The 10,634-nt window shown below is 61.8% G+C and carries 9 protein-coding genes; 4 read left to right on the forward strand and 5 right to left on the reverse strand.

Translation table 11 applies throughout. From position 1 onward, the window contains the following. Positions 1-58: 58 nt before the first annotated feature. The 5 genes from ACRESD_RS10680 to ACRESD_RS10700 form a co-directional block, all read right to left on the reverse strand. Positions 59-829 carry a FadR/GntR family transcriptional regulator gene (locus tag ACRESD_RS10680; protein ID WP_431750877.1) on the reverse strand — a complete coding sequence of 257 codons (771 nt, stop codon included), beginning with the start codon at positions 827-829 and terminating at the stop codon, positions 59-61. 107 nt (positions 830-936) lie between these two features. Next, complete coding sequence (locus ACRESD_RS10685) at positions 937-1,677, reverse strand: alpha/beta hydrolase (RefSeq protein ID WP_431750878.1); 741 nt, start codon at positions 1,675-1,677, stop codon at positions 937-939. A gap of 104 nt (positions 1,678-1,781) precedes the next feature. Continuing rightward, positions 1,782-3,185, reverse strand: a complete 1,404-nt coding sequence (locus tag ACRESD_RS10690) for an efflux transporter outer membrane subunit (RefSeq protein WP_431750879.1) — start codon at positions 3,183-3,185, stop codon at positions 1,782-1,784. Further along, positions 3,178-5,148, reverse strand: a complete 1,971-nt coding sequence (locus ACRESD_RS10695; RefSeq protein WP_431750880.1) for a MacB family efflux pump subunit — start codon at positions 5,146-5,148, stop codon at positions 3,178-3,180. The genes ACRESD_RS10690 and ACRESD_RS10695 overlap by 8 nt, the downstream gene beginning before the upstream one ends. Position 5,149: 1 nt before the next feature. Further along, on the reverse strand, positions 5,150-6,322 hold the full coding sequence (locus ACRESD_RS10700; RefSeq protein ID WP_431750881.1) for an efflux RND transporter periplasmic adaptor subunit: 1,173 nt from the start codon (positions 6,320-6,322) through the stop codon (positions 5,150-5,152). A 256-nt stretch (positions 6,323-6,578) separates the two neighbouring features. On the opposite strand from ACRESD_RS10700, the gene ACRESD_RS10705 reads away from it, so the two are divergent. From ACRESD_RS10705 to ACRESD_RS10720, 4 genes are all read left to right on the forward strand, one after another. After that, a complete protein-coding gene (locus ACRESD_RS10705; RefSeq protein ID WP_431750882.1) occupies positions 6,579-7,061 on the forward strand; it encodes a sigma-70 family RNA polymerase sigma factor in 483 nt (160 codons plus the stop codon). A 119-nt stretch (positions 7,062-7,180) separates the two neighbouring features. Next, positions 7,181-8,518 (forward strand): lysine N(6)-hydroxylase/L-ornithine N(5)-oxygenase family protein, encoded by a 1,338-nt coding sequence (locus ACRESD_RS10710; protein ID WP_431750883.1) that lies wholly within the window; start codon positions 7,181-7,183, stop codon positions 8,516-8,518. 66 nt (positions 8,519-8,584) lie between these two features. After that, positions 8,585-9,805, forward strand: coding sequence for a putative DNA modification/repair radical SAM protein (locus ACRESD_RS10715; RefSeq protein WP_431750884.1), 1,221 nt, complete (start codon positions 8,585-8,587; stop codon positions 9,803-9,805). After that, a partial coding sequence (locus ACRESD_RS10720) for a TIGR03915 family putative DNA repair protein (protein WP_431750885.1) occupies positions 9,802-10,634 on the forward strand: 833 nt, incomplete at its 3' end. The genes ACRESD_RS10715 and ACRESD_RS10720, both read left to right, overlap by 4 nt.

The raw sequence follows: 10,634 nt of genomic DNA on the forward strand, positions 1-10,634 counted from the left end.
TCGCAGGCAAGCCAGCTCCCACATTGATCGGGTTTGCACAGTCGGTACCCTGGTGTTTTCAGTGGTGGTGGTCGAACTCCAATAGGAAGTGGGGACTGACCTGGCCTTCAAGGGCGGTCATGTGGTGTTCGGCATCACACATGTGTTCATGCATCAAGCTACGCACGGCGCTTTCATCGCCGGCACGAAAAGCGATCAGCAACTGCTTGTGATAGTCGAGGTTGGCCGCATCGAACTGCTTGCGCTTGGGTTTGTAGGCTTTTTTCAGCACCACCAGGTCGCGCAGCAAGTCGTTGAGGAACTGCGCCATGAAACTCAGCAGTGGATTGGGGCAGGCCCTGGCCAAAAGGTTATGGAACTCCAGTTCCGCCAGGCGTTGCTCGCGTTGGCCGGCCTCGCTGTCTTCCGGTGCGCTACAGAAATCCACGTTGTCTTGCAGGGCCTGGTAGTCGTCTTCGCTGAGTCGCCCGAGCACCGACACCGCCAATTCCACCTCGATGACTTTGCGCAACTGGTACACCTGCTCGCCGTCCAGGTGCTGGAAGTGCAGGTAGTTGCGCAGCGCGCGGCTGGCCGGTTCGGTGCCCGCCTGGTTCAGGTATGCACCACCGCTGGGGCCGGTGCGCGTGCTCACCAGGCCTTCCACTTCGAGGGCCTTCAGCGCTTCGCGGGCCGAGCCCTTGGAGCACTGGAAGCTTTCCATCAGCTCACGTTCGGTAGGCAGCCGGTCGCCGGGCTTCAAGGCGTCGGTGACGATGGAGCGCTTGACCGACTCGACAATCACATCGGACAACTTCTGGCGTTTGCGTCGTAGCGGGCGACTTAGCATGGGTTCGATTTATCGTATTAATGCGGATAAATAGCACTTAATAGCGATCGAGATACAGCGTCAACGCTGGGTGTCGTTTTCGATGGCAACAGGTCGCAAACGGAGGGCTATTCGTCGGTTCCTCGGTCAAGACAGCGCGTTGAGGGCGGTGGTTGCTTGCCGTAGACCAGGAAGTCGCCCACCCAGCGGTTGATGCAAGCGCTGTCTTGCTGGGTGGGCTCTTTAAGACGCAGATGTTCGACAAAAGGATTGTCTGCTTCGGCCTGTTGCGCGTTGACCAGCACCATGCGCATCACTCGTTCGGGAAACAGCGTGGCGTATCGGCTGCCTAAACGGGTGGCATCAGCATTACCCAGGTAAAGCAGTTGGGCGTCGCCCAGTTGGGTGCGGACAAACTCCATGTCCTGAGCGGCCTGTTCGACGCCGTTTTCGTTGCCAAGGTCGCGAGGAGTGAGCTCAATGACATCGTAACGGTTGACTAGCGTGCGATACGCCGGGTTGGAGTAGGCGCCCCAGAGGCTGGTCAGGTGGATGGCAAACGTACCGCCCTGGTTTCTTTTGGGGGCGTCGCCGGCCTGGGCAAACACCACGCCTTCCCGGTTCAATGGGTCACGGGCGCCGACACGAGTCACGTAGAGGCGCAGGTTGCCTTGCCGGGGAGCGGCGTGGTTGCGCGGTACACTCACAGTGCCGCATTGGGTACGTTGTAGCACTTCCGGGTCCAGGCGTTCAGCGGCGGGCAAGGGGCAGTCCAGCAGCCAGTCGATAGCGGTAGGTGGGATCAACGGCTGGGCACAGCTTGAGGTCACCCAAAGGCAGGCGTACGTCAGGTATTTTGCAACAGCCATCAAGAGATCCTGGGAAACCGTGTGATAACGGCTTTTTTACCAAGGACCTCTGGTCGAAAAATGTAGTGTGAGAAGACAGCTTGTGTACGAAATCGGAGTTTTGTTTATCGGATCTGTGTCTGCCAGCCGCCGCCCAACGCCTTGTACAACGCGATGCTGGCCTGCAGGCGCGATAGCCGCAGCTGCACGTTCTGGTCTTGAGCCGCGTATAAGGTGCGTTGGGTTTCCAGTACGTTGAGCAGGTCTTCGGCGCCTGCCTGGTAGCGGCTTTCGGCGATCTCGAAGGCGCTCTGCGCCTGTTGCAGTTCTTCACTCTGCCATTGGCGTTGCTGGTCGAGCCGGGTCATGCTGCTGAGGGCTTTTTCCACATCGGCAAAGCCGTTGATGATCGCACCGCGATAGGTTTGCAACAGCTCATCCTGGCGTGCGCGTGCCTTGTCGCGTTCAGCGCTTAAACGGCCGTTGTTGAAGATGGGGCCAACCAGGCCCGCGGTCAGCGTGTAATAGGGACTGCGCAGGATTTCTGCGGCTTTGTAAGCGTCGGAGCCAAGCGTCGCGCCGAGGGTGACGGCGGGCAGCATGGCCGCGCGCGCGACGGTGACGTCGGCTTGCGCCGCCGCCAGTTGCGCCTCTGCCTTGGCGATGTCGGGTCGACGGCTGAGCAACTGGCTGGGCATACCGGCGCCGATGGTCGGCCAGGTGAGGGCCTGGAACGGTTCGTTGCCCAGTTCCAGGGCCTGCACGGGTTGGCCGAGGAGGGCGGCCAGGGTGATGCGCGATTCTTCGGCCAGTTGCTGGATAAGCGGCAGTTGGCGTTGCTGGCTGGCGACCAGGCTTTTTTGCTGGGTCAGCTCCAGGGCGGTGGCGGAGCCGGCGTCATAGCGGGTCTGCACCAGGTTGAGTACGTTGCGCGCGTTTGCCAGGTTGAGTTCGGCGATCTGCTGGCGCTGGTGGGCGGCCAGGGTTTGCGCATAACGGTCGGCCACGCTGCTGAGCAAGGTCAGTTCCACCGTGGCCTGGTCAAACTCGCTGGCGCGCAGGCTATGCAGCGCGCTGTCGCGGGCGGCGGCACGGCCACCCCAGAAGTCCACTTCGTAGCTGGCGGTGAGGTTGGCGCCAAAGTTGTCGACGGCATCATTGGTGCTTGACGCATCCAGATCGGGCCCACCCGGTCCGCGCAGCAACTTTTGACGGCTGGTGGTGAGGTTGAACTTCACCTCCGGCAACAGTGGTGCGCCGGCGATCGCCGCACTGGCTTGGGCCTGACGCACGCGCGCGGTGGCGGCAGCTACGTCGAAGCTGTCGTGGCGAGCCTGATCGACCAGGCGGTTGAGTTGCGGGCTGCCGAACTGTGTCCACCATAGTTGATTGGTGGCCTGCGCCGCTTCACGCTCGGCATATTGCCAGGCGGCCGGTGGTGTAATGCCGCTGTCGAGGGCGGGAGGGTTGCCGGTGCAGGCACTGAGCAACACACATACGCCGGGCAGAAAAATGGACCGTTTATTCACTGGTCAACGCCTTAACCGGATCGAGCCGGGCTGCTTTACGGGCCGGCATAAAGCCGAATACGACACCGGTGACCAGCGCACAGCCAAACGCGCCCGCTACCGCCACCAGGGAAAACTGTACCGCCACCTGGGCCAGCACCAGCACGCCGCCCACCAACAGCGCCAGGCCGATGCCGCACAGGCCGCCGACCACCGAGAGCATCACCGCCTCGGTCAGGAACTGGCGCAGGATGTCGCGCTGGCGCGCCCCGGTGGCCATGCGGATACCGATTTCACGGGTGCGTTCACGCACGGTCATCAACATGATGTTCATCACGCCGATGCCGCCCACCAGCAGCGAAATCGCGGCAATCGAGCCGAGCATCAGCGACAGGGTGTTCTGGGTCCGGGCTTCGGCCTGGATCATCGCGGCGTTGTTGGTCAGGTGATAGTCGGGTTTGCCGTGGTGCAGGCGCTTGAGCAATTGGTCGATAGCCTGCTCGGCATCGTGGACACGGCTGGCATCGGCGGCGGCAATCACCACGTATTCCGGGTTGTAGCTGCCAAACAGGCGAATGCTCGCGGCGGAGTAGGGGATGGCAATGCGGTCGTCACTGTCTTTGTTGCCGGAGCTGGAGCCTTTCTCCTGGAGCACACCGACGACTTGGAAGGGCACGTTTTCGATCAGGATGTATTGGCCGATGGGGCTGATCAAACCCTTGAACAGCTTGTCGCGTACCCGGGCACCGATGACGGCCACCGTGGCGGCATTGCGCTCGTCGGCTTCGGTGAAGTAGCTGCCTTCCACCACCGGCCAGTTGAAGATGGTTGGGAAGTTGGTGTCATTGCCGCCCACATACGCCATGTAGTCGATATTGCCGAAGCGCACCCCGGCGTCGGCGCCGTTGACCGGCATGATTCGCTTGACCTGCGGCAGGGTGGCCAGGGCCGCCACGTCCTGCGGGGTAATGATGCCCAGTGGCGTGCGCGGGTTCGGCGAGGAGCCACTGACATACAAAATGTTCGAGCCGAATGCACCCATTTGCGCCATCACCTGGCGCTTGCTGCCTTCGCCCACCGCCAGCATCACCACCACCGACGCGACGCCGATGATGATCCCCAGCAACGTCAGTGCGGTGCGGAAGCGGTTGATCCACATCACCCGCCACGCGGCGCGGATGGCGTCGAGCAGTTCTGCCTTCCAGGCGCCGTTATGTTCGGCACCGTCGGCCAGGCGCTGACGCAGGTCTACGGCTTGCAGGGCGCCGGTGGTGAGGGTGGGGGCAGGGGGGCTTTCATTGGCCGAGTCGCTGATGATCAGGCCGTCGCGAATCTCGATGATGCGGTTGGCCCTTGCCGCCACATCGCGATCATGGGTGATCAGGATGACCACGTGGCCCTGGCTCGCCAGTTCGTCCAGCAGGGTCATCACCTCGGCGCCGCTGTGGCTGTCGAGGGCGCCGGTGGGTTCGTCGGCGAGGATGATATGCCCGCCGTTCATCAGCGCCCGGGCTATCGACACCCGTTGCTGCTGGCCACCGGAAAGCTGGTGCGGGCGGTTGCCCGTGCGCTCGGCCAGGCCCAGTCGCGTAAGCAGGGCGTTGGCACGGGTGTGGCGTTCGGCTGCGCTGATGCCGGCATAGATCGCCGGCATCTCGACGTTTTCCTGGGCGGAGCCCGACGGAATCAGGTGATAGCCCTGGAACACGAACCCGAACGCTTCGCGGCGCAGCCAAGCCAGTGCATCGCTGTCCAGGTGGGCGACGTTTTCGCCGGCAAACAGGTACTCGCCTTCGGTCGGGCGGTCGAGGCAGCCGAGGATATTCATCAGCGTGGATTTGCCGGAACCGGAGGCACCGACGATAGCGACGAATTCCCCGGCGTGAATCGACAGGTCGATACCGCGCAACACGTCGACCTGCGGGCTGTCACCGCCGCCGTAGGATTTGCGGATGTGCTTGAGTTCGATCAGGGGCGTGGTCAACTCAACCCCCGTTGCTGTCGGCTGGGCCGATCAACAGGTGATCGCCTTCGCGCAGGCCGTCCAGCACTTCGACCCGCAGGCGGTCGCTGATACCCAGACGCACTTCGCGGTCTTCGATGCTGCCGTTTTTCGCCACGACCCGGGCGATCTGCCGGTCGGCATTGGCGGTGCCTTGCAGAGCGGCGACGGGCACGGTCAGGGCGTCCTTGACGTGGCTGGCGACGAAAAATACCTGGGCGGTCATCTCGGCCATCAGCGCATTATCGGCGTTGTCCACATCCAGCAATACGGTGTACAGCACCACTCGGCCACTGCCGCTTTTGCTCGTGCTGCTGGGGTTGCCGCTGCCCTGGCTGGTTTCGTTGAGTGGCTTGGGCGGGATCGGCAGGATCTGCCGCACGGTGCTGGTCCAGCGTCGGTTACCGCCGCTCAAGGTGGTGAAGTAGGCCGTCATGCCGGGTTTGACATGGCCGATGTCAGCTTCCGACACCTCGGCCCACACTGTCATCGGCGACAATCTGGCGATACGCAGGATCAGCGGCGTTTGTTGCTGTGCATTGAGGGTCTGGCCGACGCGTGCATCCACGGCTACCACAGTGCCATCCATCGGCGCGAAGATCCGCGTGTAACCCAGCTCGGCTTCGTCACTGCGCAGGCTGGCCTGGGCCTGGCGAATCTGCGCCTGGAACATGTCGACCCGCGCCTGGGTGGCACTCAGTTCGGCCTGGGCGGTTTGCACATCTTCTTCACGCGTGGCGTTGCCTGCGGCCAGGCGTTGCTGGCGCTGGTACTTCTGGCGTGCCAAGGCATGCTGGGCTTTCTGTTCCTGCAACTGGGCCTTGAGGTTTTCGATGGCGTAGCGGCTGGCATCGAGCTTGGCGTTTTGCGTGGACGGGTCGATCTCCACCAGCAACTGGCCGGCCTTGACCTGATCGCCGGCCTCGACATGGATCTTCTGGATCTGCCCGGAGGCTTGGGCGCCCACGTCGACATAACGTCGCGGTTGCAGGGTGCCCAGGGCCGTGACGCTGTTTTCGATACTGCCACGGGTCACGGTGACGGTGGCGTAGGTGTCACGGCCGGGTGGGAGGGCCTGCCAGGCGGCAACCGCGATGATGGGGATCAGGCACGCTGCAACCAGCAGGGCGCGTCGGGCAGGTCGAGGGCGTTTCATGCTTAGGTTCCAGCCAGGAAAGATCGGGGCGCAGTTGCGCAGAGCTGACAGGTAAACGAGGAAAATGGCTGGATATTTAGGCTGTTACATAAGCAGTTACAGCTTGTTCGAAGAAAAAAAACCACCGTTGAGGCAAGACTTGTTTAAAAGTAGATGAGAATTACTATAAATTGCACGCACTCAAACTGCCATCATCGATGGGCTGTCTTCGTTAGCACGCAAGGGTCGGATGCCGTCCACCCGACGGTCGGGAGTCATGTTGGAAAACTACTATCGCGAGCTGGTGTGTTTCCTCAACGCCAAGCTGGGCAACCGTCAGGTGGCCGAGGATGTGGTGCATGACGCTTATGTCCGCGTGCTGGAGCGGTCGAGCAATACGCCGATCGAACAGCCGCGCGCATTTCTGTACCGCACGGCACTGAACCTGGTGATCGACGGCCATCGGCGCAATGCGTTGCGCCAGGCCGAACCCCTGGAGGTGCTGGACAGCGAAGAGCGTTTCGCCACCGGTTCGCCGCACACCTGTCACGACCAGGAACAGCGCATTGAAATGCTGGAGCGCGCCCTGGCCGAGTTACCGGCCGCCTGTCGCGACAGTTTCCTGCTGCGCAAGCTCGATGGGCTGTCCCACCCGCAAATCGCCGAACGCCTGAGCATTTCCCGCAGTGTGGTGGAAAAACACATCGTCAACGCCATGAAGCATTGCCGGGTGCGCATGCGTGAGTGGGAAGCGCACTGATCACTGATCAGTTAAATTTTATTTCACTGTCCTCGTTTCCTATCAACACATGACCTGATGTTCGGGTCTCGAAGGTATTCCCGCCCCACCGCCAAGGGGCTTATCCAGAGGACACTGGAATGACACAGGCAATTGCTTCGCCCGCGGTTCATGACCTGATCGGTATCGGTTTCGGCCCTTCGAACCTGGCGCTGGCCATCGCCCTCCAGGAGCGCGAAAAAGCCCAGGGCAAACTGGACGTACTGTTTCTCGACAAGCAGGCCGACTACCGCTGGCATGGCAATACCCTGGTCACCCAGAGTGAGCTGCAGATCTCGTTCCTCAAGGATCTGGTGACACTGCGTAACCCCACCAGCCCTTACTCGTTCGTCAATTACCTGAAAGCCCACGACCGCCTGGTGGAATTTATCAACCTGGGCACGTTTTACCCGTGCCGCATGGAGTACAACGATTACCTGCGTTGGGTGGCCGGACAGTTCCAGGCCCAGGCGCGCTATGGCGAGGAGGTGCTGGCCATCGAGCCGATCCTGCACCAGCAGCAGGTCGAGGCGCTGCGGGTGATTTCCCGCGATGCCATGGGTGAGCAACATGTGCGCACCACGCGTTCCGTGGTGGTGAGCCCTGGCGGTACGCCGCGTGTGCCCGAGGCGTTCAAAGGCCTCAAGGATGATGGCCGGGTGTTCCACCATTCCCAATACCTGGAACGCATGGCCACCCAGCCGTGTGTCGAAGGCAAGGCGATGCGTATCGCGATCATTGGCGGTGGCCAGAGCGCGGCCGAGGCCTTTATCGACTTGAACGACAGCTTCCCCTCGGTGCAGGTCGACATGATCCTGCGCGGTTCGGCGCTCAAGCCGGCGGATGACAGCCCGTTCGTCAACGAAGTGTTCTCGCCGGCCTTTACCGACCTGGTGTTCCAGCAAGTCGGTGCCGAGCGTGAACGGTTGGTGGCCGAGTACCAGAACACGAACTATTCGGTGGTGGACCTGGACCTGATCGAGCGCATCTACGGCATCTTCTACCGCCAGAAAGTCTCCGGCATTGCCCGCCAGGCGTTCCGCACCATGACCGTGGTCGAGAAAGCCACCGCCAGCGCGCTGGGTATCGAGTTGGCCTTGCGCGACAACGCCACCGGCGAAACCAGTGTCAGCCATTACGATGCGGTGATCCTCGCCACCGGTTACGAACGCCAGAAGCACCGCGAGCTGCTGGCGCCTTTGCAGGCCTACATGGGCGACTTCGAAGTGGCCCGTGATTACCGCATCATCACCGATGAGCGTTGCAAGGCCGGCGTCTACATACAGGGCTTCAGCCAGGCCAGTCATGGTTTGAGCGATACCTTGCTGTCGGTACTGCCGATTCGCGCGGATGAGATTGCGGCGTCGCTGTTTGAGCATGATCGCCATCGTGGCAAGGGGCGCTCGGTACAGGACCTGTTGCTGGCCACCGCCAGCTGACAAGCTGCACTTGTGACACGGAGGGCTGGCTGATACTGTACAAAAAACCAGTATCGGTAGCCTTCCATGCAGTTGATCGAAAAACTCAGCATCCTCGCCGACGCCGCCAAGTACGACGCGTCCTGTGCCAGCAGCGGCGCTCCCAAGCGCAGTTCCGAGGGCAAGGCCGGGCTGGGTTCCACCGATGGCATGGGTATCTGCCACAGCTACACCCCGGACGGGCGTTGCGTGTCGCTGCTCAAGGTGTTGCTCACCAACTTCTGCCTCTACGACTGCCAGTATTGCGTCAACCGCCGCTCCAGCGACGTGCCCCGCGCACGCTTCAGCCCGGAGGAGGTGGTTACCCTGACGTTGGATTTTTACCGGCGCAATTGCGTCAGCGGGCTGTTTCTCAGTTCGGGCATCATCCGTTCGGCCGACTACACCATGGAGCAACTGGTGCGTGTGGCCAAACTACTGCGCGAAGAGCACGACTTTCGCGGCTATATCCACCTCAAGACCATTCCCGAGGCCGACCCGGCGTTGATTGCCGAGGCTGGGCGCTATGCCGATCGCCTGAGCGTGAATATCGAACTGCCCACCGCTGCCAGCCTGCAAACCCTGGCGCCGGAGAAACAGATCGGCTCGATCAAGCAGGCCATGCACACTATCTACACCGGCGAGCAAACCGTACTCAACGAGCCCCGCGCACCGCGTTTCGCCCCGGCCGGGCAGAGCACGCAGATGATTGTCGGTGCCGATGACACCGATGACAGCACCATCCTCCATGGCGCCGAGGCGCTGTATGGCAACTTCAAGCTGCGCCGCGTGTATTACTCGGCATTCAGCCCCATTCCCAACAGCCCGAAAAGCGTGCCCTTGGCTGCGCCGCCACTGATGCGCGAGCACCGTTTGTATCAGGCCGACTTTCTATTACGCAGTTATGGGTTCAACGCCAATGAACTGTTCAAAGGTCCCGGCCACCTGGCGTTGGATATCGACCCCAAGCTGGCCTGGGCCCTGGACAATCGCGAGGTGTTTCCCCTCGACCTGAACCGCGCTGAACCCACGTTGATTGCACGCATCCCCGGCATTGGCCTGCGCATTACCCAGCGTTTGGTGGACTTGCGCCGTGAACGCAAGATCCGCTTCGAAGACCTGGCGCGCATGCGCTGCGTGCTGGCCAAGGCCAAGCCGTTTTTCATCACCAGCGACTATCACCCCCAGCAGGCGGACAGCACCAGCGTGTTGCTGCGCGAGCAATTGCGCGACCGCCCGCAGCCCCAGCAAATGGGGTTGTGGGGATGATCAGCCTGGAATGCGACAACCTGTTCAGCACCTGGCGCGAACAAGCGCGCTGGTTGTTGAGCCATCAGGTCGACCCCAGCCAGGTGAGCTGGGGCGAAGCGGAAGTGGCCGATCTGTTTGCCACCGACGAACCGATACCCGCCGGGCTGGGGCCGTTCCAGGCGAGGATTCCCAAGGCGTTGCTGGAGCTGCTGGAGTCGGCGGCCTGTTATCACGGCGAGCAGCGCTGGAGCCTGCTGTATGAGGTGTTATGGCGGGTCAGCCATGGCGACCGCACGGCGATGCTGGCGGGGGACAAGTTGGGCAGCGAGTTGCAGCGGCGTATCAAGCAGGTCAACCGTGAAGCCCACCATCTGCACGCGTTTGTACGGTTTATTGCGCTGCCTTCAGGCGCAGGCCCCGAATTGCCGGAGTACGTGGCTTGGCATGAGCCCGCACACGATATTCTGAAGTCTGCCAGCCAGCACTTTGTGGGGCGCATGGGCCGCCATCGCTGGATGATCGCCACACCGTTGGATGGGGTGTATTACGATGGCGTGCAATTGATCCACCAGCGCGAGTGTCCCGAGGCGTGGCGGCAATTGGCGCAGAACGTCGACGACCCCCATAGCGCCATGTGGCTGACGTACTACAGTCACATTTTCAACCCGGCGCGGCTGAACCCGAAGGTGATGGAAGGGCACTTGCCCAGCCGGTTCTGGAAGAACTTACCGGAGGGCAAGTTGATCCCGGGGTTGATCAGCGAGGCGCGGACGGGCAAGCAGAAGGATGGGCAGGCCAAGCTGATTGGCACCAAACCCGGTAAAAGAATTGCGAACCCGATCAATGT

The sequence above is a fragment of the Pseudomonas sp. genome, assembly GCF_050739995.1.
Taxonomy (GTDB): domain Bacteria; phylum Pseudomonadota; class Gammaproteobacteria; order Pseudomonadales; family Pseudomonadaceae; genus Aquipseudomonas.

Coding starts and splice junctions, on each gene's coding strand:
- ACRESD_RS10680 (WP_431750877.1), bottom strand. CDS start 829: ATGCTAAGTCGCCCGCTACGACGCAAACGCCAGAAGTTGTCCGATGTG.
- ACRESD_RS10685 (WP_431750878.1), bottom strand. CDS start 1,677: ATGGCTGTTGCAAAATACCTGACGTACGCCTGCCTTTGGGTGACCTCA.
- ACRESD_RS10700 (WP_431750881.1), bottom strand. CDS start 6,322: ATGAAACGCCCTCGACCTGCCCGACGCGCCCTGCTGGTTGCAGCGTGC.
- ACRESD_RS10705 (WP_431750882.1), top strand. CDS start 6,579: ATGTTGGAAAACTACTATCGCGAGCTGGTGTGTTTCCTCAACGCCAAG.
- ACRESD_RS10710 (WP_431750883.1), top strand. CDS start 7,181: ATGACACAGGCAATTGCTTCGCCCGCGGTTCATGACCTGATCGGTATC.
- ACRESD_RS10715 (WP_431750884.1), top strand. CDS start 8,585: ATGCAGTTGATCGAAAAACTCAGCATCCTCGCCGACGCCGCCAAGTAC.